Source organism: Paraburkholderia lycopersici, from assembly GCF_900096975.1.
Lineage (GTDB): Bacteria > Pseudomonadota > Gammaproteobacteria > Burkholderiales > Burkholderiaceae > Paraburkholderia > Paraburkholderia lycopersici.
This window is the reverse complement of sequence record NZ_FMYQ01000030.1, coordinates 50,037-75,764: the sequence shown is the minus strand read 5'-3', so window position 1 is coordinate 75,764 and position 25,728 is coordinate 50,037. Positions and strand designations below refer to the sequence as shown.

Below are 25,728 nucleotides of genomic sequence, written 5' to 3'. Positions count from 1 at the left end.
GTAGAATAAGAACCTGCTGAGAATGAGAAGGAACCCGACATGGCCCGCATCACCGTCGAAGACTGTCTGAAACAGATTCCGAACCGCTTCGAACTGGCACTCGCCGCGACGTATCGCGCACGCCAGCTCGCACAAGGTCACACGCCCAAGATCGAGAGCCGCGACAAGCCTACCGTCGTCGCGCTGCGCGAGATCGCGGCTGGCCAGGTCGGCCTCGAAATGCTGAAGAAGGTGCCCGTTTAACGGCGCCGTCGTCACGTTATTTCGCGAGCCATCATGTAGTTCGTGTCGCGCGCAGTTGCATCGACCTTGCCTCGATCCGCTTGAACCGTCAACGCCAAACCTGATACGGAGGGGAACATGAGCACCACGCCCTCGCCGGCCACCGAGGTGGACCAGGAAGCCGAGACTGCGAGCCCTGCGCGCAATTACATCGACGCGGTTCTCGAACAGTCGTTTCGCCATCTGTTCGGACCGACCGCGACGCCGGAGCAGCCCCGCAAGCACGGGGTCGTCTCCATCGCCAATCTGACCGCCGCGCTCTCCGGTTACCTCACCCCCGAGGAGATCAAGGAGGTCAAGGCGGCGTTCCACTTCAGCGACGAAGCCCACCTCGGGCAATATCGCCAGAGCGGCGAACCCTATATCACCCATCCCGTCGCCGTCGCGGAAATCTGCGCCGGCTGGAAGCTCGACGCGCAGTCGATCATGGCCGCGCTCCTGCACGACGTGATGGAAGACCAGGGCGTGACCAAGGCCGAACTCGCCGAGCGCTTCGGCGCGAAGGTCGCGGAACTGGTCGACGGCCTGTCGAAGCTCGACAAGATGGAGTTTCGCAACCGCGAGGAAGCGCAGGCGGAAAACTTCCGCAAGATGCTGCTCGCGATGGCGCGCGACGTGCGCGTGATTCTCGTGAAGCTCGCCGACCGTCTGCACAACATGCGCACGCTCGGCGCGGTGCCGCCCGAAAAGCGCCGCCGCGTGGCGCGCGAGACGCTCGACATCTACGCGCCGATCGCGCACCGCCTTGGCCTGAACAACACCTATCGCGAGTTGCAGGACCTGAGCTTCGCGAACTTCAACCCGAATCGCTACGCCACGCTCGAAAAGGCCGTGAAGGCCGCGCGCGGCAACCGTCGCGAAGTGGTCGGCAAGATTCTTGAAGCCGTGCAGCGCGCGATCGCCGACGCGAAAATCGACGCCGAAGTCACCGGCCGCGAGAAGACCATCTTCAGCATCTACAAGAAGATGCGCGACAAGCAGTTGTCGTTCTCGCAGGTGCTGGACGTGTACGGCTTTCGCGTCGTGGTCGAGTCGGCGCTCGAGTGCTACACCTGCATCGGCGCGCTCCATGCGCTCTATAAGCCGGTGCCGGGCAAGTTCAAGGACTACATCGCCATTCCGAAGGTGAACGGCTACCAGTCCTTGCACACAACGCTAGTGGGTCCGTTCGGCGCGCCGATCGAGTTCCAGGTGCGCACGCGCAAGATGCACGAGATCGCCGAAGCGGGCGTGGCCGCGCACTGGCTCTACAAGAACGGCGGCGCGGACCTGAACGACGTGCAAAAGCGCGCGCACCAGTGGCTCAAGTCGCTGCTCGACATCCAGAGCGAAGTGGGCGACTCGAGCGAATTCCTCGAACACGTCAAGATCGACCTGTTCCCGGACGCCGTCTACGTGTTCACGCCGAAGTCGAAGATCATGGCGCTGCCGCGCAGCGCCACGGCGCTCGATTTCGCGTACTCGATCCATAGCGACCTCGGCAACCAGTGCGTGGCCGTGAAGATCAACAACGAACTGCTGCCGCTGCGTACGGAACTGAAGAGCGGCGACATCGTCGAGGTGATTACCGCGCCGTACTCGAAGCCGAATCCCGCCTGGCTCGGCTTCGTGCGCACCGGCAAGGCGCGCTCCGCGATCCGGCACTATCTGAAGACGATGCGTCTCACGGAATCGGTGCAGCTTGGCGAGCGGCTCGTCGATCAGGCGCTCAAGGGCTACGGTTACCAGCTGTCGGAAGTCACGCCAGAGGTGTGGGAAAAGCTGGTCCAGTGGACCGGCAACAAGAACCGCCAGGAAATCTTCGCCGACATCGGTCTCGGCCGGCGCGTGGCGGCGGTCATGGCCAAGCGCATCGAAGTGCTGATGAGCGGCCAGGACGCCGACGACGCCGAGCATCATCCGCCGCGCGACGCGAATGCGCCGGCCGCGCCGCCTGTCGTCATCACGGGCACCGAAGGCATGTCCGTGCAGCTTTCGGCCTGTTGCCGCCCGATTCCCGGCGACAGCATCATGGGTTACATCGGCATTGGCCTCGGCATGGCGATCCATACGACCGACTGCCGTGTGGCGCAGCGCATTCACCGGCGCGATCCGGGCCGCTGGATCGACGTGGCCTGGGCGCCGCAGCCGGGGCGTCTGTTCGACGTCGCCGTGAAGGTGCTCGTGAAAAACACCAAGGGCGTCTTTGCGCGTGTGGCGGCCGACATTACGTCGGCGGACGCCAACATCGTGCACATCGCGATGGACGACGATCTGGCGCAGGAATCGAACCTGCTGCGTTTCGTGATCCAGGTGAGCGACCGCGTGCATCTCGCGAACGTCATGCGCCGTGTGCGCACGAACCCCGACGTGATGCGCATTACGCGCGAACGGCCAAGCGAAGACGGCCATCATCGCCACGACGGCGGGATGCGTATCGAACGCGAGCGCGCGGATTATTGAGCCGGACGACTGGTGCCGGACGGGCGGCGGTTCGCGGCGCGTAGTCGTATCGTCGTATTGTCGCGACGCATCGATCCATGGCGCGAACACCGTTGCTGCACGACTTCCTTCGACCTGAAACGAGGGGCACGCAATGAACGTAGCTGAACTGACCGGCCTCACGCTCGACTACTGGGTGGCGCGCAGCTTGCCGGACTTCGTGCGCGAAATTTATTTCACCGACAGTGGCGAGACAGTCGCCGTGCGCGGCAACGATCGCGGTCGTCCATGGGATGGGCGCTTCATGCCCAGCGACTCGTGGGAGGCGGCGGGCGTGGTGCTCGAGCGCGCCACGCGCGTCGAGCTGCGCGAGGGCGAACCGGCGTCGTGCGTGGCCGAATTCGAGAATGGGCGGCCGATCGAAGCCCGTGGCGAGACGGCGCGCGAGGCGCTGCTACGCGCGTTCGTGGCGAGCCGCTTCGGAGAAACAGTGGGGGAGATGCTGCGGCAACCTCAAGTGCTGATCGGCATGGGCATGGAGCCGGCGGCTGAGCCCAGTGCAATAGGCGACGTGGAGGACCTGCCGCATCCCGGTGCGCAGATCGGCGACATCGGGACGCCGCCGCGCTAACGGCGCCTTGAGCCGGGCAGGCGCGCCGCTATCGCGGTGCTGAAAAGACAAAGGGCCTTTCCGTATGGAAAGGCCCTTCGATTGATGGTGCGGCTGGCAGGATTCGAACCCACGACCCCTTGGTTCGTAGCCAAGTACTCTATCCAACTGAGCTACAGCCGCACGCTAAAACGATACAACTTGCATACTGCGTGAGACGCTTCCCGAAAAAACGATGGGAAACGCTTCGAAAAAATGGCGCGGCTGGCAGGATTCGAACCCACGACCCCTTGGTTCGTAGCCAAGTACTCTATCCAACTGAGCTACAGCCGCACGCAGAAGTGAGATTATAGCAAAGGATCAAAAAAAGGGAAGGCCCTTGTCGCGATTTGTCTTGCGGCGCGCTTCGTGTAACCTGCGTGTAGTAAGGATCAACACCGCCAGGCACCATCACCGCAGCAATTCATCATGAACAAGGCCTTTGTCAAAGAATCGACCGACAGCGACGACGATCTCGAAGCCGGTCACCCGGAAATTCCCGCCGGCACGAAGAACTACATCACGCCTGCCGGCTACGAGCGTATGCGCAGCGAACTGCTGCATCTGATCGACGAGGAGCGGCCCGAGGTGGTCAAGCTCGTTTCCTGGGCGGCTTCCAACGGCGACCGGTCCGAGAATGGGGACTACATCTACGGGAAGCGCCGGCTGCGCGAAATCGACCGCCGCATCCGTTTTCTTACGAAGCGGCTCGATCTGGCCGAGGTCGTGGACAGCAGCCGGCAGGAAAGCGTCGACCAGGTCTTCTTCGGGGCGACTGTCGAATATGGCACGGAGGACGGTGAGGCGCATACCGTCACGATCGTCGGTATCGACGAAGTCGACCTCGACCGTGGCCACGTGAGCTGGATCTCCCCTATTGCGCGCGCACTCCTGAAGGCGAAGATCGGCGATCAGGTCACGCTGCATACGCCGGCGGGGCCGGAGCCGATCGATGTGCTCGACGTGCGTTATCCGTCTGCCGGGGCCACAAACAAATAAGGCGCCGCAAGCGGCGCCTTTTTCAACTGCGGTGCTGGCCGAAGTGGCCAGCAACGGGCTGCTTAGAAGCGGTGACGCATACCGACCGTCACAGCCACCTGGTCTTGCGTGCGCGAAGCCGACGACAGGCCGTTCAGGAACGGGCCGATATTGTCCGAGTTCGACGAGATGTGCTGCCAGTCGCCTTGCAGGTAGACGTCGGTGCGCTTCGACAGTGCGTAATCCGACTGCAGTGCGACGGTGTTGTAGTTCGGGTTCACGCCGCCGCCGAAATTGGCACGGGTGTAGGTATACGCGCCGGCCAGGCTGAGAGCCGGGGTCAGAGCGTAACGGATGTTGCCTTCGAAGTTCTGGAAGCGTGCGCTGTCGCCATTGAAGCCCACACCGGCGGTCGTGCCCGACTGCTTGGCCGAGATGCCGCCGTTCGCCGTGCCCGAGAGGTTCGTCTGCGTGTAGACGAAGCCAGCCGTAGCGGAGCCGAACGTGTAGTTCACGCCGCCGCCGAACGTGCGCTGGCGGCCTGCCAGGAACGTCCATTCGCCGGTTTGCGCGCCGGCTGCCGTCGAAGCCGGGCCGTTCGCGTTCGTGAACGGAGCGTTCGGAACGTCGTTGTTCAACTGCAGGTACCCGGCTGCAACATTCAGGCCGCCCCAGCTATACGAACCGCCGAAGCTGTATGCACGGTTGTTCGCGAAGTCGGTGCTGTTCGAGAACGAGTACGTGCCCCCAAACTTGAAGCCAGCGTAGTTGACGCTCGAGTACTTGATCGTGTTGTTGAAACGGACCGAGTTGTTCAGGTTGTCGTTATCGTACGGGTGAGCAGCGATCGTGCCGCCGTATTGCGTGCCGGTGTTCGAAAGCGGTGCGAGGTAGTCGACCACGGAGTCGTACTGACGACCGAGGGTGACCGCGCCGAACTGGTCGCTTGCGAGACCGACGAACGCCTGACGACCGAACATGCGGCCCGACTGGGAAGCCGTGCCGTTCATGATGCTGAAGCCGTTTTCCAACGTGAAGATGGCCTTCAGACCGCCACCGAGGTCTTCAGCGCCGCGCAGGCCCCAACGGCTGCCGTTGATGGTGCCGCTCGTGGCTTGCCAGGCGCTGTGGCCGTTCTGGTTGTTCGTGTAGGTGATGCCTGCATCGATGAGGCCGTACAGCGTAACGCTGCTTTGCGCGTGCGCAGCCGTTGCAAAAACGCCCGTCAGGGCAGCGACCATGAGAGTCTTTTTCATCTTTGTAAACTCCGAGAACAGAGGTGGGTTTCGTTGAACCCTGTTTGGGAAACCGTCTACGCGAAGCGCAGCGATGCCAAGTCCGCGTAGTACGAATTAATCCGTCCAAGTCGGTTTCCAGACAGCCAGAGTGTAGAGAGCGTGTTCGAAGAGGAGGGATTCCGATTTGCGCAATAAAGTATTGCGGCAACGGAAATTATTATTTCGCCCGCTCCAGGCCCTGCCAGTAAAGGCTTTGGGCTGATTTCCCGGGGAGGGCGCGGGGCTGTCAATCGCACGGGCGTTGTGCGATCGCTACAGCAATTGATTGTGAAAAACGCGTTAAACGGCCTGAACGGATTATTGCGCCCAGCGTAACAGATGGTTGTGCGTCCAATGCTTAATCGTCAGACATGTGTGCGGCTATACTGTAAATGCTGCTTTCCGAAGCAGACTTTTTCGTTGACGAAAAAGATCTCCAAACCTTTGTCGGCGCGGCCTTCCAGCCGCGCTTTTTTTTGCCCGCTTAAACCAGCTTGCGCGCCAGCTTTATCTGGTGTTCGCGTGCGGCGGTTCTGGTTGCAGGCTCCAGTCTTCCATTACGTAGTGCCGGGCGTCCATAGGGGAACATAGCAGGTTGTGCCAGTGGTCCCCGTGCCATGCGCCGTAGGCTTCGGCTTCTTCAGCCGTCGACGTAATCCCGTCCGTTTGCACAAGCCAATGAATCCATCGCCGCAGAGTCGTCAGCATGATGACCTCCTATGCCGCTAACAATACCAATCATGAATTGAATGTATTACTCGAACAACCGGGAGAAACACTTACGTTTGACACGGATTGTTACATCTCGGGAAAACTTTCCGGCCGAAACAGCACAAAAGATAATGGCGGGTAAAAAAGACAGATTCGAAATTGATTCGCGGCGCATGCGATTTTCTCGAGACTTGTTGATGCGTACCGCTTTTATCGTGAAATCGGGAATGCTGTTATAAAAAATTCGCTTGACTGGCGATTGTCGTTCCTCGTATAACACCAATGCTGATTTTCGTTCCGCAGCAATCAATTGCAAAATGTGAAATTCATTTGCGCGGGATAGCGGGAATTGGTTGGATGCGGCGTGAGGGGTAATGGCCCGCGTCATTAAAATCTTGAGGGAAACTGAAACATGGAAACCGGTATCGTCAAATGGTTCAATGATGCGAAGGGCTTTGGCTTCATCACGTCTGACGCCGGCGGCGACGATCTGTTCGCGCACTTCTCGGAAATCCGCATCGACGGCTTCAAGTCGCTGAAGGAGAACCAGCGTGTCTCGTTCGACGTCAAGGTCGGCCCGAAGGGCAAGCAGGCTGCGAACATCCAGCCGCTGTAAGTGCTGCGCGCCAGCGCTCGGTGTACGAGAGCGCTCATGCTGAAAAAGCCCCGGGCAATCCCGGGGCTTTTTGTTTTTGCATATTGATATTCATGCATCGACACTGACCGCGTTTTTTTGTCGCACATTTAATTGGGATAAACCCTGAGATAACCAGATATGCGGAATCGGCTTTCGCGAAAACCGTAAACGGGACTTACGTTGCCAGAACCGTCGGCGCGCGGCGTCCAAACGGTGCATACTTGGGCCGTTTTCCATTTCCCCGCCGTTTCACCATGTTTGAATTCCCCTTGAGCGCCGCGCCGGCCGTCGGCGATCTTCCCCTCGTCTTCGTCGATCTAGAGACAACGGGGGGGGCGGTAGGCGAGCACCGGATCACCGAAGTCGGCGTCGTGGAGGTGGCGGGAGGGCAGGTGACGCGATGGAGCACGCTCGTCGATCCCGGCCAGGCTATCCCGCCCTTTATCCAGCAGCTCACCGGCATTACGGACGCGATGGTGCGCGGCGCGCCGCGCTTCGCGGACATCGCGGCCGAGCTGCACGAGCGGCTCGCCGGGAAACTCTTCATCGCCCACAACGCCGCGTTCGACCGCGGTTTTCTGCGCGCCGAATTCGAGCGCGCTGGCTATTCCTTCAATCCCGACGTGCTCTGCACGGTGCGTCTGTCGCGAGCGCTCTTTCCGGGCGAGAAGCGCCACGGTCTCGATGCGCTGGTCGAGCGCCACTCGCTCGTGCCGTCGGACCGCCATCGCGCGCTCGCCGACGCCGACCTCCTCTGGCAGTTCTGGCAACGCCTGCCGACGCTCGTGCCGGCGCAGACACTGGCGGCGCAGATCGAGCGCACGACGCGGCGCCACGTGCTGGCCGGCGACATTACCGACGAATTCATCGAAACGGCGCCGGCCGGCCACGGCGTGTATGCGTTCTATGGCGAAAGCGACGTTCCGCTCTATGTCGGGCGCAGCGTGCGCGTGCGCCAGCGCGTCCGGGCGCACCTTTGCGGCGAGCGGCGTTCGGCGCGAGAGCAACGTATGGCGCAACTGGTGCGCAGGGTGGAGTGGCGCGCGACGGGCGGCGAACTGGGCGCACTCCTTGTCGAGGCGCAGTGGATCGCCGCGCTCAAGCCCTCGTTCAACCGTGTGCAGCGCGTTTCGAAGCGCGATCCGGCCGACCTGAACGCGGCGCCGTGGCCGTTCGGCGGTGCGGTGCTCGTACAGGAGCAAGACACGACAAATGGCGCCGACGTCTTTCACGTGATTGATCGCTGGTGCTACGTGGGCGCTTTTCCGAGCGCCGCCGAGGCCGGATTGGTGATGGACCCGAGCACCGAGCGGCGATTCGAGCTTTCCACCTGGCGCATTCTGCAAGGCCGCTTCGAGCGCGGTCTTCGTGTGCAGGTGCTGCAACCTTCGGAAGCCGACGACCTTGCGAGCCCGGTGTAACGCATGCGATGAGCGGAGAGGCAGGCGGTATTCAGGCGAGGCCGCCTACACCGCCTGACTCGCAGACATGGGCCAGCGCGTGATGCATCGCGCTCGTGCGCTCCGAGTCGTATCGCGTGATTTCCTTCCAGTCCGCAACCGATCGGGCGACGCGCGCGGGGCAATCCGGTGCGCCCCGTAGCGGCTGCACGCGCGCAAGCGCGCCGATCAGTTCCCCCGTGAGCCGGTCGAGTTGCGGCCGCGTGACAGCGGCGAGATCCGGGGCAGGGTCGGAAGGGGCTTGGGAGGCGCGCCAGGTATCGAACAGCGACTTTTGCATCTGCGTGCTGGCGTCGATCTGGTCACGGAAGAACGCGCGCGCGAATGCGGGGTCGACGCCGGCCGCGGAAGCGCGCTTCTGCACTTCGGTGAGCAGGGCGTCTTCACGGGGCGTATCGGTGATCGGCTTCTGGTGCTGCCATTTCCAGTGCGCGACGGGCTCGGCGAGCGAGAGCCGCTGCGACACGAGCGCGACGAGATTGGTAAGGGCGGTGTCGGCGCCGTCCGCGTGGACGGACGCAATCGGCATGGCGAAGAGCAGGGCGGCAGCGCAACGCGCGCTCGCGCGGATCAGGAAGGTCATCGGGTGGGAAGAAAGACGCCGGTGGCAAAAAGCGAAGCATAGCCGGTTAGGGCGCGCTTGCGTTTGTTGGCGCGGCGGTAGTGTCGGCCACCGCCCGGCGACGAACTTGCAGTTGGTGCGCCAGTGGCACCTACGACCGCGGTGAGCGCGGAAGCGCGACACCGTTATGCATATGCACGGTCATTCCGCGCGTAATCACGCGTGAGCGGACGTGTGCGTTTCCCGTCACTTCTGTTCGTGCGACTTGCGTTGCTCGTCAAGAAAGGCTCGCACATGCGCGGGCAATTCGTCGCCGAGGAACTCGACAGCCACCGGTTCCGGATCCGGGCTGAAAACTTGGTCCGGGGTCGGAATCCTTGGCGGTTTGGCATCCATGATCTTTCTCCTATATGAGCCAATTATCCGGCTCTCCACTTGGACTGCGCTAGTCCCGCTCGCCGTAACAGTGCTTTTCGCGCGCCTATGTTGCTTTATTCGTACAGCGATATAACTTATTAACGGCGTAAGAATACAATTGCTGGGTTGTTCTTCACTCAGCTGTATGCGCCGTGAGTCAGGTGAAGCGGCTTCCGCGCGCAGCGAGTGCTGCAGTTGCACAATCCTTCAATCGCTCTCCTCATGGCCGTGTGGCCTCTGCCGCACAGGCGCCATGCCGCGTTGGCGCGCCGCGCTTTCTGGCTACAACGGATGATTATGCTCGGACGTTGATGCGTAAACGTTAATAACAATTAAAATTATGTAAGCGTCCATTTCCATCGAATTGACCGATTAATACTTGCGCTCGATACGATTTGACAGCGATTTAACAATCGAAGCCGCGTAAATTGCCGCTTTCGCGGACGAGGCGTATTGAGCGCTTCGATAATTCGCTATAGCCGTGGTGCGTGTGTCCGCCTGGCATGAATGCGGGCCTGATACGGTGTGGAAACGGATGGCAGGCTCGAGTGATGAGTTGAAGTTGCCGCCAGCGTTGACATCAAGACCGAAGAATCGCTGCGAAGCGGCTTCCTCGACGTCCCGGCCCAGGCTCGTCAGGTTGCCTGACGAGCCCAAATTATGCAGATGCACCAGCTCGGAAATGTGACGCGCCTGAAGCCCCCTTCGGGGGCGTCTGATTGAATCGCTCGTGATGCTGTTGGCCTGTAAAAGCAAAAAGCCCAGTCATGAGACTGGGCTTTTTGCTTGAATCCTGGTGCCGGAAAGAGGAATCGAACCCCCGACCTTCGCATTACGAATGCGCTGCTCTACCGTCTGAGCTATTCCGGCGTGCATCAGAGAAGAAAGATTATAGGAAAGTGACTCGAACTATGCAAGCCCTTTCCTTATCTTTTTCATTTTTTTGCTTCGCGATGGTAGCGCGTGACGCGCTCGACCTCGTTCTTCGAGCCGAGGAACACCGCAACGCGCTCATGCAGGCTCCTCGGCTGGATGTCGAGAATGCGCTGTTCGCCGTTGGTCGCCATGCCGCCCGCCTGTTCGACGATGAGCGACATCGGATTCGCTTCGTACATCAGACGCAGCTTGCCCGGCTTCGACGGGTCGCGGCGGTCGGCGGGGTACATGAAGATGCCGCCGCGGTTCAGGATGCGGTGCACATCGGCGACCATCGAGGCGATCCAGCGCATGTTGAAATTCTCCCCACGTGCGCCGTCCTTGCCTGCGTTCAGTTCGCCGACGTACTTCTGCACCGGCTCATACCAGTGGCGCGCGTTCGAAGCGTTGATCGCGTATTCGCGCGTGTCTTCCGGAATGCGCATGTCGCTCTGCGTGAGCACCCACGAACCGAGTTCGCGGTCGAGCGTAAAGCAGTTCACGCCGTGGCCGGTCGTCAGCACGAGCACGGTTTGCGGACCGTACACGGCGTAGCCTGCGGCGACCTGCTGCGTGCCTGGCTGAAGGAACGATTCTTCGGTCGCCTGCTGGCCGTCCGGGCAGCGCAGCACCGAGAAGATCGTGCCGATCGAGACGTTCACGTCGATGTTCGACGAGCCGTCGAGCGGATCGAACACGAGCAGATATTCGCCCTTCGGATAGTTGGCCGGGATCGGGAAGAACGTTTCCATTTCCTCCGAAGCCATCGCCGCGAGGTTGCCGCCCCATTCGTTGGCGTCGAGCAGGATTTCGTTCGAGAGAATGTCGAGGTTCTTCTGCACTTCGCCCTGGACGTTCTCGCTGCCAGCCGTGCCGAGGGCATCGCCGAGCGCGCCCTTGCTGACGTTGAAGCTGATCGCCTTGCACGCGCGCGCGACGACTTCGATCAAAAGACGCAAGTCGGCGGGCAGGTTGCGGTGCTGGCGCTGCTGCTCGATCAGATACTTGGTAAGGGTGGTGCGACGTTGCAAAGCCATTGCAGTACTCCGGATACGCTTGGGAATAGCGCAATTCTACCCGCTCGACTGTGGCCGGCCGCCGCACAGCCGTGCAAAATAAAGCGCCAGCGCGGCTTGCCGCGCCGGGCGGCACTTCCGGGCGAAGATCGGGCGTGGGGTGCCCCCGAAAAAAAACGGAAAGAATGCGCAAAAAAAAGCCGGCGCGAAGGCCGGCTGGTTGTCTGCCGCGCGGCGCCGTGAATGCGTCGCGCTTCTTCATCGCTTTCCTTTCCGTCGGATCAAGCCAGCGCTTTTTCGACGATCTCGCGCACGTCGCGCGATTTCGCTTCTGCGGCGACGCGTTCCAGCGCCGCGCGCATCGCGTCGCGCAGCGTGGGCGTGAAGCGGCGCCACAGTTCGAGATTCCGGGCAAGGCGTGCCGCGACCTGCGGATTGAGCGCGTCGAGCGCGATCACCTGGTCGGCCCAGAACGTATAGCCCGACCCGTCTGCCGCATGGAACTGCGCGGGGTTCGCGGCGCAGAAGCTGAAGATCAGCGAGCGTGCGCGGTTCGGGTTCCTGATGTTGAACGCGGGGTGGCCCATGAGCGCGCGCACGGTTTCGATGGTCGGGCGTTGCGCCGTGCCGCGCTGCGTGGCCTGCAGCGCGAACCACTTGTCGATGACGAGCGGCTCCTTTTCGAAGCGCACGTAGAAGTCTTCGAGCGCCGCGCGCGCCGGGTCGTCAAGCGCGCCGCCCGTGGCCGTTTGTGCGTTGAGCAGCGCGGAAAGCGCGGCCGAGCGGTCGGTCATGTTGTTCGCGGCTTCGTACTGCGCCGTGGCGAGCCGTACCGCTTCGGCGGAATCGTCGAGTTCGGAGAGATACGAGAGCGCAAGGTTCTTCAGTCCGCGATGACCGGCCGCCTCGGGCGTCGGCTCGTACGCGCCCGGCGTGACATTGCGCTCATAGGCCGCGAGCCATTGCGCCTTCAGTGCGGCCGCCAGTTGCTTGCGCACGAACTGGCGTGCGGCGTGCACGGCGGCAGGATCGGATTGCGCCATCTGCTCGGCGAGATAGGTTTCCGACGGCAGCATGAGCGCGAGTTCGCGGAACGACGGCGAGAGCAATTCGTCGGTCAGCACGCGGCGGAAGGCGTCGACGAGCGCGTCGTTGATTTCCAGCGGTTGGCTCGCGGCGGCGCGCCCGGCGAGCGCGAGCAGCTCGCGCGTGGCGAGGCGCTGGCCCGCTTCCCAGCGGTTGAACGCGTCGCTGTCGTGCGCGAGCAGGAACGCAAGCTCGTCGTTGCCATAGTCGTAATCGACGACGACGGGCGCCGAGAAGTTGCGCAGCAGCGAGGGCAGGGGCTTCGCCAGCACGTCGGCGAACGTGAAGGTTTGCTGCGTTTCGGTCAGCTCCAGCACGCGCGTCGTGCCTTGCGCGGCGGTCTCGCCTTCGAGGCGCAGCGGCAGGTCCGCGCCGTCCGGGCCGATCAGGCCGATCGCGAACGGAATGTGCAGCGGGCCCTTCTGCGTCTCGCGCGCGGCGGGCGAGCCGTTGGTGTAGCCCTGCGTGAGCGTCACGCTGTAGCAGCGCGTGCCTTCGTCATAGCTCGTCGTGACCGCCACGCGCGGCGTCCCCGCCTGGCTGTACCAGCGCTCGAACTGCGCGAGGTCGCGGCCGTTGGCGTCGGCCATCGCGCGGCGGAAGTCGTCGCAGGTCACGGCATGGCCGTCGTGGCGCTGGAAGTACAGGTCCATGCCCTTGCGGAAGCCGTCGCGGCCGAGCAGCGTCTGGTACATCCGCACGACTTCCGCGCCTTTCTCATAGACGGTCATCGTGTAGAAGTTGTTGATCTCGACGTAGCTCTCGGGGCGCACCGGATGTGCCATCGGGCCGGCGTCCTCGGCGAACTGCATCTGGCGCAGCACGCGCACGTCCTCGATGCGCCTCGTCGCGCGCGCGGCCTCGTTTTCGTCGCCCCCCGACATGGCCGCCGAGAACTCCTGGTCGCGGAACACCGTGAGCCCTTCCTTCAGGCTCAACTGGAACCAGTCGCGGCAGGTCACGCGGTTGCCGGTCCAGTTGTGGAAGTATTCGTGGCCGACCACGGCCTCGATGTTGGCGAAGTCGACGTCGGTGGCCGTTTCGGGGTTCGCCAGCACGTATTTCGTGTTGAAGATGTTGAGCCCCTTGTTCTCCATCGCGCCCATGTTGAAGTCGCTCACGGCGACGATCATGAAGCGGTCGAGATCGAGTTCGAGGCCGAAGCGCTGCTCGTCCCAGCGGATCGCGTGGATGAGCGAGTCCATCGCGTGGCGCGTCTTGTCGAGGTCGTGCGGCTCGACCCACACCTGCAGCAGCTTCTCCTTGCCCGAGCCGCTCGTGATGTGCTCTTCGAGCGCCACGAGCTTGCCCGCCACCAGCGCGAACAGATAGCTCGGCTTGCGGAACGGGTCTTCCCACTTCGCATAGTGGCGGCCGTCGGACAGGTCGCCCTCGGCGATCAGGTTGCCGTTCGAAAGCAGTACCGGATATGCGGTCTTGTCGGCGCGCAGCGTGACGGTGTAGGTGGCCATCACGTCGGGGCGGTCGAGGAACCACGTGATGCGGCGAAAGCCCTCGGCCTCGCACTGCGTGAAGAAGTTGCCGCCCGAGACGTACAGGCCCGACAGCGTGGTGTTGGCGGCCGGATCGCACGCGCCGGTAAGCGTGAGCGTGAAGGCGTCGGGCACGTTTTCGACCGTGAGGCCGTGCTCGTGCGCGCGCACGGTCGCATAGGGCTCGCCGTCGATGGCCGCGCCGATGAATTCGAGCTGCTCGCCCATCAGCTCGAGATGCGCTGCGGGTTTCGCGTCGGGGTTGCGCCGCACGCGCAACGTGCTCTTGACGACGGTGCGCTCGGGCACGAGGTCGAATTCGAGGTCGACGGTATCGATCAGGAAGGCGGGCGGCGCGTAATCTTCGCGGCGGATCACGGTGGGCGTGGCGGTATCGGACATGGTCTGGATAGTGACGTCTCGGATCGGTAGGGATCGGTGTGGCCGGCTGCGCCTGCGGGAGCGCCCCGCGGGCGGCGGCCCTCAACGGAGCACGGCGTTTCGCCCCATTGTACAAAGGCTCGTGCCGCTTGTCCGGGGATGCGGGAAGCCGCCCGGAGCCGGGCAGGCGGCCCCCGAACTTTCACGCCGCGGCGCGAGTCAGTATGATCGGGCCCTGTGGTGCGCCGCGGCTGGATAAGAAGCGGACCGCGAAACCACGCGACCGGCGTCGAATGCGCCCGGAACGCGCATGGAACACATATGGAATAAGCGCGGCGGAAAGATCGTATCGGAGAGAGCGGTCCCCACGACTGACTTTTCCCGCTGAAGCAACCTTGCTACGAGAAGACCATGATGCACGATCGATGGACCCGCCGCGCCCTCCTGTTGCTGGCGGCGCTCGCACTGACGCTCTCCGGCTGCACGACTTACGTGACGAGCCAGGTGACCGCTTTCTCCGCGTGGAACGGCGGCAGCGACGCCACGCGCACCTTTGCCTTCAAACGCAGCCCCGAGCAGAGCCAGAGCATCGAGCAGAGCACCTACGAGCAGCTCGTCGCCAACGGTCTCGCCATGCATGCGTTCCGTCTCGTGGAGGAGCCGCAGGCGCACTATCTCGTGGGCCTCGCCTACGGCAGCCGCATGGACACGGTGACGGTCGCTCAGCCCGTGTTCTACAACCCCTGGCCGGGGCCGTACTGGGGGCCATGGAACCCGTGGGGGCCATGGGGACCGTATCAACCCGCCTATGTGAACCAGACGTATCCCGTGTATTCGCATGCGCTCGGCATTCGCATCACCGACAAGGCGGGCGGCAAGGAGCTCTATAACGTGACGGCGCGCACCTCGGGCGACGAGCCGTCGCTGGTGCGCGTCATGCCCTATCTCGTGCAGAGCGCGCTCGCGAACTTCCCGCTGGCCAACGGCACGGTGACGGAGATCCGGATTCCGGTCGGCAAGAGCGGCGGCGTGCCGAACGAGACGGGCGCGGCGGCCGCGGGGCCGGGCGGTGCGCCGGCGACGCAGGGCGCCGCGGGGAGCGCCCCGGCGAAGTAGGCGGGTATCGCCGCGCTTCGAAATTGAAAAGACGCGCCGGACACCATGTCCGGCGCGTCTTTTCATGCGGGCCCGCGGAAGTCAGCGAGGCGCGCCGTCGCGGCTGTGCACGCGCTGGCCCGCTGCGCAGGTTTCGAATACGGCGCGGTCGTCGCCGAGCAGGGCGAACGCGAACAGCAGTTCCTCGAGCGATTCGGCGCGCGCCGTGCGTCGCGCGAGCAGCGGCGTGGCTCGCGGATCGAGCACGACGAAGTCCGCTTCGCTCCCCGGCGCGAGCGTGCCGATCTTGTCGGCGAGATCGAGCGCCTGTGCCGCGCCTGCCGTCGCGAGCCAGAACATGCGCGTGGCCGTGAGGTGATGGCCGCCCATGCGCGCGACCTTGTGCGCTTCGTTCATCGTTTGCAGCATGGAGAACGAGGTGCCGCCGCCCACGTCGGTGGCGAGCGTCACGGGCATGGAGGTCGCGCTTGCCTTGTCGAAGTCGAACAGGCCGCTGCCGAGGAACAGGTTCGAGGTCGGGCAGTGCGCGGCGACGGCGCCCGTGTGCGCCATGCGGCGCCGGTCTTCGTCGTCGAGCCAGATGCAGTGGCCGTACACGGCGCGGCGGCGCAACAGCCCGTAGTCGTCGTAGACGTCGAGATAGCTGCGGTGGCCCGGAAACAGTTCCTTGACCCATTTCACTTCGTCCGGGTTCTCGGCCACGTGGCTCTGGATGAACACGTCCGCGTGCGCTTTCGCGAGCGCGCCGCACGCTTCGAGCTGCGCTTCGGTCGAGGTGGGCGCAAAGCGCGGCGTGAGCGCGTACATCTGGCGTCCGCGGCCATGCCAGCGGCCGATCAGCTCGGCGCTGTCGTCGTAGCCCGTTTGCGGCGTGTCGCGCAGGAACTCGGGGCAGTGGCGGTCCATCAGCACCTTGCCCGCCACCATGCGCAGATTCTTCGCTTCGCTCGCCGCGAAAAGCGCGTCGGCCGACTGCTTGTGCACGGTGCAGTAGACGAGCGCCGTGGTCGTGCCGCAGGCGAGCAGTTCGCCGACGAAAAAGCGCGCCGTGTCCTGCGCCACGGCTTCGTCTGCGAAGCCGCGCTCCGTGGGGAACGTGTAGGTGTTCAACCACGGCAGCAGGCCCGGCGCCGGCGAGGCGATCATGTCCGTCTGCGGATAGTGGATGTGCGTGTCGATGAAGCCCGGCACGATCAGCTTGTCGCGCAGGTCGCGGACCGTCGCGGCGTCGTTCACGCGCGATCGAAGCGCGGACCACGCGCCCGAGGCGACCACGTGGCCGTCTTCGACGATCACGCCGCCGTCTTCGTCGAAGACAGCGGCGTCGGACGATTGCGCAGGGTCGCCGGTGAACGTCAACAGTTTCGCGCGGTAAGCCGATTGAGTCATGGGAACATCGTCTCCGAAAAAGTCAGGTACTTGTCCAATGCCTGGTCCGCATGGCGCGTGCCGCTCCTGAAAAGGCGGCGCTTACGCCGGCTTCATGTCCGCCGCGCACGACGAAGCCCACGGTCCGGCGCTCGCGCGCCGGGCCGGATCGGGTTGCAGCCCGGGCCGGGGCTTGACGTGCGGATCAGTTCGCCCAGTTCGCGTCGAGCTTGCCGATCAGCGCCGCACGCTCGGCGGGCGTCACGAACGACGCCTCGAAGCCGTTGCGCAGGATCGTGTAGACCTCGTCGTCGTCGAGCTTGAGCGCTTCGATGATCGCGCGGTAGTTCTCGTTGACGTAGCCGCCGAAGTAGGCGGGATCGTCGGAGTTGACGGTCACCGCCACGCCCTCGTCGAGCAGATCCTTGAGCGTGTGCTTCGTCATGTCGTCGAACACGCAGAGCTTGAGGTTCGAGAGCGGGCATACGGTGAGCGCCACGCGCGTATCGGCGAGGCGCGCCACGAGCGCCGCGTCTTCGATGCTGCGCACGCCGTGATCGACGCGATCGACCTTGAGCAGATCGAGCGCTTCGTAGATGTACGAGGGCGGCCCTTCCTCGCCCGCGTGCGCGACGAGCTTCAGACCCATCGCGCGCGCCTTCTCGAACACGCGCTCGAACTTCGAAGGCGGGTGGCCGCGCTCGGACGAATCGAGCCCCACGCCGATCAGGCGCGCATAGCGCGAGAACAGCGGGCGCGCGGCTTCGAACGTGGCGAGCGCGTCGGCTTCGCTCAGATGACGCAGGAAGCAGAGGATCAGCTTGCTGGACAGGCCGCGCTGTTCGGCGTCGCCGAGCGCGCGGTCGATGCCCGCGACCACCGTTTCGATCGCCACGCCGCGTTCGGTATGCGTTTGCGGGTCGAAGAAGATTTCGGCGTGCACGACGTTGTCGGCGAGCGCGCGCTCGCAATAGGCCATCGTCATGTCGTAGAAGTCCTGCTCGGTGAGCAGCACGCTCGCGCCCGCGTAGTAGATGTCGAGGAACGACTGCAGGTCGGTGAACGCGTAAGCGGCGCGCAGCGCTTCGATCGAGTCGTAAGCGAGTTTCACGTCGTTGCGCTGCGCGAGCGCGAAGATCAGCTCGGGTTCGAGCGAGCCTTCGATGTGGATGTGCAACTCGGCTTTGGGCGCGCTGGCGGCCTTTTCGACGAGCGGTGCAACGTGGGCAGCGGTGGTCGTGATCGTCATGGTCGGTTCGGTTCGCTTATAGGTTCGGGGTTTGACATCACGCGGAATGGGGGGCGGGCGCCTGGGCGGCGCTCGCCGGCTTCGCGGCTTCGATCGCCTGCAGCAGTTGCGCGGCGGCCGAGATCGCGATGACTTCGGGCGACTTGTCGACGATGCCCTCCACGCCGAGCGGGCAATGCATGCGCGCGATCTGCATGGGGTCGATGCCGCGCGCGGCGAGCCGGTGCTCGAACTGCTTGCGCTTCGTATGCGAGCCGATCATGCCGAAGAACGCGAAGTCGCCGCGGCGCAGGATGCGTTCGGCGAGATCGAGGTCGCGCGAATGATCGTGCGTCATCACGATGAAGCTCGTGCCGGGCGGGGCGGTGTCGACGGCTTCGTCGGGCGCGTCGTTGACGTCGATCGCGACGTTGGGCGCATTGAGCCGCGCGAACGCCTCGGGCGCCGGAAACGCGGCGTCGCGCTCGTCGACCCACAGCACGCGGCAGGGCAGCGTACCGAGCACGCGCACGAGCGCCGCGCCCACGTGGCCCGCGCCGAACAGCACGACGGGGAAGTCGTTCGGCGCGATGGTTTCGGTGAGAAGCATCGTGCCGCCGGTTTCCCAGAGCAGGCAGTCGGGCGCTTCGACGCCCGGTTCCGGCTCGCTCAGCAAGACGGGATCGGCGTCGCTTTCGAGGCTCCCGTTCCGCGAGGAGCGAAATGATACGCTACGCACGGTCGATGCGCCCGCCGCGAGCCGGCGCGCGAGCGTGGCGAGCCAGCCGAGGTCGGCCACGTCGAGCCGTTCGAACGCGAGCACCACGGCGCCGCCGCAGCACTGGCCGAGGCTCGGCCCGAGCGCGAGGCGTTCGAGACGCCGGGCGTGCGGCGTGCGCATGCCGTCGCGCAGCACCTGGCGCGCGATCTCGATGGCTTTCCATTCGAGGTGGCCGCCGCCTATCGTGTGGCGCGCGGCTTCGCGCGTGACGATCATCTTCGTGCCGGCCTCGCGCGGCGCGGACCCTTCGGCGCGCGCCACGGTGACCAGCACGGCGGCGTCGCCGTGCGCGAGCAGTTGCTGCAGATCGGAAAGCCAGGCTTGCATCTGGCGGTTCTCCCTACGGGGCGGCGCGTTCGGGCATGCGCCGCCGGTTAGTCTTCGTGGCGCCGTTCCCGGCCGCTCACGCACTGCGCTTGCGGGTTTGAGTGCGCGAGACGCTCGCGGTTTCGCGCTTGCAGCGCATCGAGGGCGTCCAGAATCGCTTCTGGCGTCGCGGGCGCGCGCAGCGGCGCCGCTTCGCGCGCGTCGGGCACCGCCGCGCCCACGGCGTCGCGGATCGCGAGAAACACCGAGAACGACAGCAAGAGCGGCGGTTCGCCCACGGCCTTCGAGCGAAATACCGTCGGCTGCGCGTTGCCGTTGCGGTAGAACCGCGTGTGAAACGCTTCCGGCATGTCGCTGACGGCCGGAATCTTGTAGGTGGAGGGCGCGTGCGTCATGAGCCGCCCGTCGCGGTTCCACCACAGCTCCTCCATCGTGAGCCAGCCCATTCCCTGGATGAAGCCGCCTTCCACCTGGCCCAGATCGATGGCCGGATTGATCGACTCGCCCGCGTCGTGCAGCAGATCGGCGCGCACAAGCTTCCATTCGCCCGTGAGCGTGTCGACGACCACCTCGGACACCGCCGCGCCATACGCGAAGTAATAGAACGGATGCCCGGTGAGCGTGCGCGCGTCCCAATGCACTTTGGGCGTGGCGTAAAAGCCGTCCGACCAGAGCTGGACGCGCTTCATATACGCGAGTTCGACGAATGCGCCGAACGCGATCGCGTTGCCGTTCGTCCGCACGAACCCGTCTTCGAACGTCACGTCTCGCGGCTCGCCGCCATATTGTGCGGCAGCGAGCGCCGCGAGACGCGCGCGGATCGTGAGCGCGGCATCCTCGGCGGCCTTGCCGTTCAGGTCGCTGCCGGTCGAGGCCGCCGTCGCCGAGGTGTTGGCCACCTTCGACGTATCGGCGGCGCTCACGCGCACACGCGCGAGCGGCAGGCCGAGCGTGCCCGCCACGACCTGCGCGACCTTGGTGTTCAGGCCTTGGCCCATCTCGGTGCCGCCGTGGTTCACGAGCACTGAGCCGTCACGGTACACGTGCACGAGCGCGCCCGCCTGGTTCAGATGCGGCACGTTGAACGAGATGCCGAACTTGACCGGCGTGAGCGCGATGCCGCGCTTGAGCACCGGGCTCGCGCGGTTGTGCGCGGCGATCGCGGCGCGCCGCTCGCGATAGCGGCTCGAGGCGAGCAGTTCGTCGGTGAGCGGCGCGAGCACGTTGTCCTCCACGCGCTGGCCGTACGGCGTGACATCGCGCTCGCCGACGCCGTAGTAGTTCGCGCGCCGCACGTCGAGCGGGTCGCGCCCGAGCGCCTTCGCGATCTCGTCGAGCATCACCTCCATCACGAGCGCGCCTTGGGGGCCGCCGAAGCCGCGAAACGCGGTGTTCGACTGCGTGTTCGTCTTGCAGCAGAGCGCGACGATTTCGACGTCCGAAAGATAGTAGGCGTTGTCGAAGTGGCAGACGGCGCGCGTGGCGACCGCGCCCGAAAGATCGGCGGAACAGCCCGCGCGCAGCGCGATTTCGACGCGTGCGCCAAGGAGCCGCCCTTCGTCGTCGTAGCCGGCCTCGTAGGTGTAGCGCGCATCGTGGCGCTTGCCGGTGATCATGAAGTCGTCGTCGCGATCGGCGCGCAGCTTCACCGGGCGTTGCAGCTTGTGGGCCGCGAGCGCGGCGACGCACGCGAACAGTGCCGACTGCGATTCCTTGCCGCCGAAGCCCCCGCCCATGCGCCGGCATTCGCAGGTGACGCGGTGCGCGGGCCAGCCGAGCAGATGGGCGATCACCTGCTGCATTTCGCTCGGGTGCTGCGTCGAACTGTGGACGAGCATGCCCGTCTGCTCCTGCGGCAGCGCGTAGGCGACCTGGCCTTCGAGATAGAACTGCTCCTGGCCGCCCACGGCGAACGTGCCGGTGAGGCGGTGCGGCGCCGCGGCGAGCGCCGCGTCGGGCGCGCCGCGCACGAGACGCAGCGGCGGCAGCACGTAATGCTGGCGCTGGCGGGCCTCGTCGATGGTGAGAACGGCCTCGAGCGGCTCGTAGCGCACCACGTCTTCGCTGGCGGCCAGCGCGGCGGCGCGGCGCGCGAACTCGTGGCTTGTCGCGATGACCGCGAACACGGGCTGCCCGAGGTATTGCACCTTTTCGCCGGCGAGCACCGGATCGTCGTGCACGACTGGGCCGCAGTTGTTCTCGCCGGGGATGTCGGCGGCGCTCAGCACGGCCAGCACGCCCGGCGACGCGCGCACGCGTTCGAGATCGAGCGCGGCGATGCGCGCGTGCGCATGGCGCGAGAGACCGAGCGCCGCATGCGCGGTGCCGTGCAGCTCGGGGATGTCATCGGTGTAGCGCGCCTCGCCGCTCACGTGCGCCTCGGCCGATTCGTGCGGCAGCGGCGCGCCGAGCGCGCGTTCATGGGCGCGTTCGCGGGCAGGCGCCGCTTGCATGGCGAGCGGATCGGCTTGGTCGTTCATGGCGCGGCCCCGGCGGCTGCCGCTTCGGCTACGCCGTCATCGCCGTCGGCGGCGAAGGCGGCGAAGACGTCCACGTCGCAGAGCGCGAGCGGCGCGTGGTCGCGCGTTTCGAGCCAGCAGCGCCACAGCAGATTGCGCGCCACCTTCAGGCGATAGGCGCTGCTTGCGCGCATGTCGGTGAGCGGCTGAAAGTCGGCGGCGAGCGCATCCATCGCGAGTCGCGTGGCGGCTTCGTCCCACTGGGCGCCGGTTAGCGCGGCTTCTGCGTGAGCGGCACGCTGCGGGACGGCCGCCATGCCGCCATAGGCGATGCGCGCACGCCCGATCGTGCCGTCTTCGCAAACGTGAAGCGCGAACGCCGCGCACACGGCCGAAATGTCCTGGTCGTACCGTTTCGCGACTTTGCAGGCGCGAAAGCGCAGTGCCGGTGCTGGGCGCGGGACGCGGATCGCCTCGACGAATTCTCCCGCTTCGAGCACGTTCTTCTGGTAGCCGCTGTAAAACGCCGCGAGCGGCAGCGTGCGCACATGCGACGCGCGGCGCAGCACGAGCGAGGCGTCGAGCGCGAGCAGCGCGGGCATCGAATCGCCGATCGGCGAGCCGTTCGCGACGTTGCCGCCAAGCGTGCCGGCATTGCGGATGGGCAGCGAGGCGAAGCGCGCCCACAGTTCCGCGAGTTCGGGGTAGTCGACGGCGAGCGCCGCGTATGCCTCTTCGAGCGGTACGGCCGCGCCGATCGTGAGCGTCTGGGCGTCGCGCGAAACGGTCGTCAGTTCGGCGACGTTGCCTGTATAAACGAGGTCGCCCGGATCGCGGAATTGCTTCGTGACCCACAGGCCGATATCGGTGCCGCCCGCGAGCACGCGCGCTTGCGGGTGCTCGGCGCGCAGCGCCGCGAACGCTTCGAGCGTACGCGGCGCGTAGAACGTGCTTTCGCCATGCGCTGCGCCGCGCGCGTCGGGTCCGCGATACGCGAAGGTGTCGGCACGCCGCAGCGAACGCAGTTGCGCCTCGACACGCTCGCGATCGAGCGCGACGCGCGGATGGCGGGTTTCGTCGAACATGCGCCGCGCGGCTTCGATGATCGGCCGGTAGCCGGTGCAGCGGCACAGATTGCCGGACAGCGCCTGGCCGATCTCGTCGCGACCAGGCAGGCCCGCGCCGGCGGGCTGGTTCTCGTAGAGCGTCCACAACGACATCACGAAGCCCGGCGTGCAGAAGCCGCATTGCGAGCCGTGGCAATCGACCATCGCCTGCTGGACGGGGTGCAGCGCGCCATCGGGCTGGCGCAGGTCTTCGACGGTATAGAGCGCGCGGCCGTCGAGCGTGGGCAGGAACTGGATGCAGGCGTTGACGGCTTTGAGCGCGAGCTTGCCGTCGCGATCGAGCTCTCCCACGACGACCGTGCATGCGCCGCAGTCGCCCTCCGCGCAGCCTTCCTTGGTGCCGCAGGCGCGCAAATCCTCGCGCAGATGCTGGAGCACCGTACGCGTGGGAGGCAGGTCGCGCACTTCGTGCACGGAGCCTCGGTGGAGGAAGCGGATGGTTTGCGTTGTCATGGTGAACCCGGGGACATTGCGGATCAGGCGCGCGTTACGCAGGGGGCGCGCCGAAGCCGGCCTCGCGCACGTAGATCGCCATCCAGTTCCGAAGATAGCACCGCTCGTGTCGGGAAAGTATTTCCCCCGCGAGATGGGGGTTATGTGTGCCCGGTCATGACGCGGCAACCGCCGGCCCGGCGATACCGCGCCGTTCGATGCGGCGATCGTGCCCGGCGGGGGCCGGGCGTGCGGGGCGCTCGCGCGATTGCCCGATGCGGTGCAAAGGCATGGCGCAGCCGAGCAAGCAGACGTGCGCCGCGCGGGGAAATCGGCGGCGATGATGCGATCGCGACGGCCGGCGGGCGCGGCGCGCCCGTGCCGTCATCGCGGGCTGCTCAGCGGCGAATGCCGGGCCACGACACCTGGCGGCGCCGGTTGCGCCACAGGCTCCAGACCACCGCGACGAACGCGATGACGAACGCCAGCAGTGCCCACACCGGCATGGTCAGGCCAAGCATCGGCGGATAGGTCGTTTCGCAAAGGCCCTGAACCTTGAACACGCCCGGCAGCCAGTGCGCGAACGGCAATCCGTCGACGATGGGCTGCAGCGTGTCGAACCCGCAGCTGAAGTTCGGAAACGCCTGCACCCAGACGAGCCGTGCGGCCGACAGCGCCCCGCCGAACGCCGAGAGCGCCACGAGCGCTTCGAGCACGCGCACGCCGCGCCAGCTCGTCATGCGCGCGCCGAGGAAGGCGAAGATCGCGATCAGAATGAGGAAATAGCGCCCCAGGATACACAGCGGGCAGGGGTCCTGGTGCTCGACGTACTGGAAGTACAGCGCGCCGCCCAGCAGCGCGAGGCAGATCAGGCCAAGGAGGACCAGCAGGCTGCGCTCGCGGCGCAACAGCGCGTTATCGTCGTTCATGTGGCTCGTTCGTTCGGGTTGTCTTGCGCAGCGAGGGGCTGCGACGGCGTGACGGGATTCTAGCGCGAAGGCTGCGCGCGCCGCGGAGGCGTCCTTGTTCGCGCGCAGGAATCGGGTGCGCGGCTCGCGCGCCCGTTAGCGCAGCGGTGCGAGCACCGCCTCGACGCCGCGCCCGATGGCGAGCAGCGCGTCGTCGGCCCAGGGCGCGGCGGCGAGCATCAGCCCGACGGGTGCCGCGCCGTGGCGGTGGCACGGCAGCGAGAGCGCGCAGGCGTCGAGGAAATTGAACGCGCCCGGATTGCGCAGCACGAGCGCATTGGTGCGCGCGAAGACTTCGTCGTTGGCGGCGAGCGGCGCGACCGGCGGCGGCGCGATCGGCACGGTCGGGGCGATGACGGCGTCGAAGCGCGACCAGAGCGTGGCCTGCGCCTCCTCCATCATGGCGGCGCGCGCGGCGACCAGGTCCAGGTAGTCGGCGGCGGTGGCGGGCTCGCCTTTCAGAATGCGCGCGAGCACGCGCGGATCGTACTGATCGCGATGCTTCGCAATCAGCTCGCGATGCCACGCGTACGCCTCCATCGGCGAGAAGCCGATGCGGTTGATCCCGGCAAGGCGCTCGAAGGCGGAGAAGCGCACTTCGCTCACGATCGCGCCGGCGGCGTCGAGATGCTTGAGCGCCGTGTCCATGGTTTCGGCGACTTCGGGGTCCATGCCATCCGTCACGTAGTGGGTGAGGACGCCCAGACGCACGCCCTCGAGGTGGCGCGCAGCCGGCACGCGCGGCTCGAGCCCGGCGAGCACGCGGTCGACGAGCGCGCAGCAGGCCACCGTGTTGCCGATCGGGCCGAACGAGTCGAGCGTGGGCGAGAGCGGCACGCCGCCCGTTTTCGGGATGCGCGCGGCGGTGGGCTTGAAGCCCGTGAGGCCGCAGAACGCCGCCGGAATGCGAAGGGAGCCGCCGGTGTCGGTGCCGAGCGCGACAGCGGCCATGCCGTCCGCGACCGAGGCCGCCGCGCCCGACGACGAGCCTCCCGCCACGCGCGCGTCGCCGTGAGCGTCGCGGCGGTACGGCGAGAGCGGTGTGCCGTAGTGCGGGTTCAAGCCGAGCCCCGAAAACGCGAATTCGCTCATGTTGGTGCGGCCGACGAGCACCGCGCCCGCGAGACGCAGCCGCGCGACGGCGGCGGCGTCCGCCGTCGCGGGCGCCGCGTGGGCGAGCGCCGTGGAACCGGCGCGCGTGACTTCGCCCGCCACGTCGAACAGGTCCTTTACCGAAACGGGGATGCCCGCGAGCGGCGAGAGCACGGTGCCCGCCGCGCGCAGACGGTCGTGCGCGTCGGCGGCGGCGCGCACGCGGTCGGGGGCGACGTGCGTGAAGACGGTCGCGCCCTGGCCGGCCGGGTCGGCGATGCGTTCGAGCGCGGCCTCGGCAAGCGCGCGGCTCGTCGTGCGCCCTGCGGCCAGATCGGCGGCGAGCCGGGCCAAGGGCGGGAAGGGGCCAAAAGCGGGCGTGACGGTGTTGGATGCAGTGGTCATGGCGGCAGAAGAATCCATAAAGCGCGCTCAAGGCGCGCGCGGCGGCCTCGCTGCGCGCAGGTCGGCAAGGCGGGCAGGCTGGCGGTCAGCGAAGGCGCCGGCGCCAGCAAGGGTCGCATCATTGTAGGGCGGCTTTTTTT

At 65.7% G+C, this 25,728-nt stretch carries 19 protein-coding genes and 3 tRNA genes; 7 read left to right on the top strand and 15 right to left on the bottom strand.

Annotated elements, in window-relative coordinates; genetic code table 11:
• Positions 1-39: 39 nt before the first annotated feature.
• The 3 genes from rpoZ to BLU17_RS26215 all read left to right on the top strand — a co-directional run bounded on the left by rpoZ (position 40) and on the right by BLU17_RS26215 (position 3,334).
• A complete protein-coding gene (gene rpoZ, locus BLU17_RS26225; protein ID WP_006400783.1) occupies positions 40-243 on the top strand; it encodes a DNA-directed RNA polymerase subunit omega in 204 nt (67 codons plus the stop codon).
• Between the two features lie 117 nt (positions 244-360).
• Positions 361-2,724, top strand: a complete 2,364-nt coding sequence (locus BLU17_RS26220; protein ID WP_092003539.1) for a RelA/SpoT family protein — start codon at positions 361-363, stop codon at positions 2,722-2,724.
• A gap of 133 nt (positions 2,725-2,857) precedes the next feature.
• Positions 2,858-3,334, top strand: coding sequence for a phage protein NinX family protein (locus BLU17_RS26215; protein WP_092003534.1), 477 nt, complete (start codon positions 2,858-2,860; stop codon positions 3,332-3,334).
• A gap of 85 nt (positions 3,335-3,419) precedes the next feature.
• On the opposite strand, the gene BLU17_RS26210 is transcribed toward BLU17_RS26215, so the two are convergent.
• Positions 3,420-3,496 (bottom strand) — tRNA-Arg (locus BLU17_RS26210).
• 73 nt (positions 3,497-3,569) lie between these two features.
• Positions 3,570-3,646: transfer RNA gene (locus BLU17_RS26205), tRNA-Arg, on the bottom strand.
• 135 nt (positions 3,647-3,781) lie between these two features.
• On the opposite strand from BLU17_RS26205, the gene greB reads away from it, so the two are divergent.
• Positions 3,782-4,351 (top strand): transcription elongation factor GreB, encoded by a 570-nt coding sequence (greB, locus tag BLU17_RS26200; RefSeq protein ID WP_092003531.1) that lies wholly within the window; start codon positions 3,782-3,784, stop codon positions 4,349-4,351.
• A 62-nt stretch (positions 4,352-4,413) separates the two neighbouring features.
• Here the strand turns inward: greB and BLU17_RS26195 are convergent, their stop codons facing one another.
• A complete protein-coding gene (locus BLU17_RS26195; protein WP_092003528.1) occupies positions 4,414-5,586 on the bottom strand; it encodes a porin in 1,173 nt (390 codons plus the stop codon).
• Between the two features lie 1,144 nt (positions 5,587-6,730).
• Between BLU17_RS26195 and BLU17_RS26185 the strand changes: the two genes are divergently transcribed.
• Both BLU17_RS26185 and BLU17_RS26180 read left to right on the top strand, forming a co-directional pair.
• Complete coding sequence (locus BLU17_RS26185; RefSeq protein ID WP_092003521.1) at positions 6,731-6,934, top strand: cold-shock protein; 204 nt, start codon at positions 6,731-6,733, stop codon at positions 6,932-6,934.
• Positions 6,935-7,209: 275 nt separating this feature from the next.
• Positions 7,210-8,376, top strand: a complete 1,167-nt coding sequence (locus BLU17_RS26180; protein ID WP_092003518.1) for an exonuclease domain-containing protein — start codon at positions 7,210-7,212, stop codon at positions 8,374-8,376.
• A gap of 31 nt (positions 8,377-8,407) precedes the next feature.
• On the opposite strand, the gene BLU17_RS26175 is transcribed toward BLU17_RS26180, so the two are convergent.
• From BLU17_RS26175 to pepN, 5 genes are all read right to left on the bottom strand, one after another.
• A complete protein-coding gene (locus BLU17_RS26175; protein ID WP_092003515.1) occupies positions 8,408-8,998 on the bottom strand; it encodes a chorismate mutase in 591 nt (196 codons plus the stop codon).
• A 225-nt stretch (positions 8,999-9,223) separates the two neighbouring features.
• Positions 9,224-9,373: a hypothetical protein gene (locus BLU17_RS33325; protein ID WP_176929199.1), complete on the bottom strand. Its 150-nt coding sequence runs from the start codon at positions 9,371-9,373 to the stop codon at positions 9,224-9,226.
• A gap of 815 nt (positions 9,374-10,188) precedes the next feature.
• Positions 10,189-10,264 (bottom strand) — tRNA-Thr (locus tag BLU17_RS26170).
• 65 nt (positions 10,265-10,329) lie between these two features.
• A complete protein-coding gene (locus BLU17_RS26165; RefSeq protein WP_092003512.1) occupies positions 10,330-11,346 on the bottom strand; it encodes a class 1 fructose-bisphosphatase in 1,017 nt (338 codons plus the stop codon).
• A gap of 260 nt (positions 11,347-11,606) precedes the next feature.
• Complete coding sequence (gene pepN / locus BLU17_RS26160) at positions 11,607-14,306, bottom strand: aminopeptidase N (RefSeq protein WP_092003509.1); 2,700 nt, start codon at positions 14,304-14,306, stop codon at positions 11,607-11,609.
• 390 nt (positions 14,307-14,696) lie between these two features.
• On the opposite strand from pepN, the gene BLU17_RS26155 reads away from it, so the two are divergent.
• Positions 14,697-15,401: a DUF4136 domain-containing protein gene (locus tag BLU17_RS26155; RefSeq protein WP_092003506.1), complete on the top strand. Its 705-nt coding sequence runs from the start codon at positions 14,697-14,699 to the stop codon at positions 15,399-15,401.
• Positions 15,402-15,482: 81 nt separating this feature from the next.
• On the opposite strand, the gene guaD is transcribed toward BLU17_RS26155, so the two are convergent.
• The 7 genes from guaD to BLU17_RS26120 form a co-directional block, all read right to left on the bottom strand.
• Positions 15,483-16,790 carry a guanine deaminase gene (gene guaD, locus BLU17_RS26150; RefSeq protein ID WP_092003504.1) on the bottom strand — a complete coding sequence of 436 codons (1,308 nt, stop codon included), beginning with the start codon at positions 16,788-16,790 and terminating at the stop codon, positions 15,483-15,485.
• Between the two features lie 184 nt (positions 16,791-16,974).
• Entirely contained in the window at positions 16,975-18,018 is a 1,044-nt protein-coding gene (locus tag BLU17_RS26145) for an adenosine deaminase (RefSeq protein WP_092003501.1), read from the bottom strand.
• A gap of 37 nt (positions 18,019-18,055) precedes the next feature.
• Positions 18,056-19,105: a xanthine dehydrogenase accessory protein XdhC gene (gene xdhC, locus BLU17_RS26140; RefSeq protein ID WP_092003498.1), complete on the bottom strand. Its 1,050-nt coding sequence runs from the start codon at positions 19,103-19,105 to the stop codon at positions 18,056-18,058.
• Between the two features lie 47 nt (positions 19,106-19,152).
• Positions 19,153-21,585, bottom strand: coding sequence for a xanthine dehydrogenase molybdopterin binding subunit (gene xdhB, locus BLU17_RS26135; protein WP_092003495.1), 2,433 nt, complete (start codon positions 21,583-21,585; stop codon positions 19,153-19,155).
• Positions 21,582-23,144: a xanthine dehydrogenase small subunit gene (gene xdhA, locus BLU17_RS26130; RefSeq protein ID WP_092003491.1), complete on the bottom strand. Its 1,563-nt coding sequence runs from the start codon at positions 23,142-23,144 to the stop codon at positions 21,582-21,584. Before xdhA ends, xdhB begins: the two co-directional genes overlap by 4 nt.
• Positions 23,145-23,521: 377 nt before the next feature.
• Positions 23,522-24,052 carry a disulfide bond formation protein B gene (locus BLU17_RS26125; RefSeq protein ID WP_092003489.1) on the bottom strand — a complete coding sequence of 177 codons (531 nt, stop codon included), beginning with the start codon at positions 24,050-24,052 and terminating at the stop codon, positions 23,522-23,524.
• A gap of 135 nt (positions 24,053-24,187) precedes the next feature.
• Positions 24,188-25,588, bottom strand: a complete 1,401-nt coding sequence (locus BLU17_RS26120; RefSeq protein WP_092003486.1) for an amidase — start codon at positions 25,586-25,588, stop codon at positions 24,188-24,190.
• Positions 25,589-25,728 lie beyond the last annotated feature (140 nt).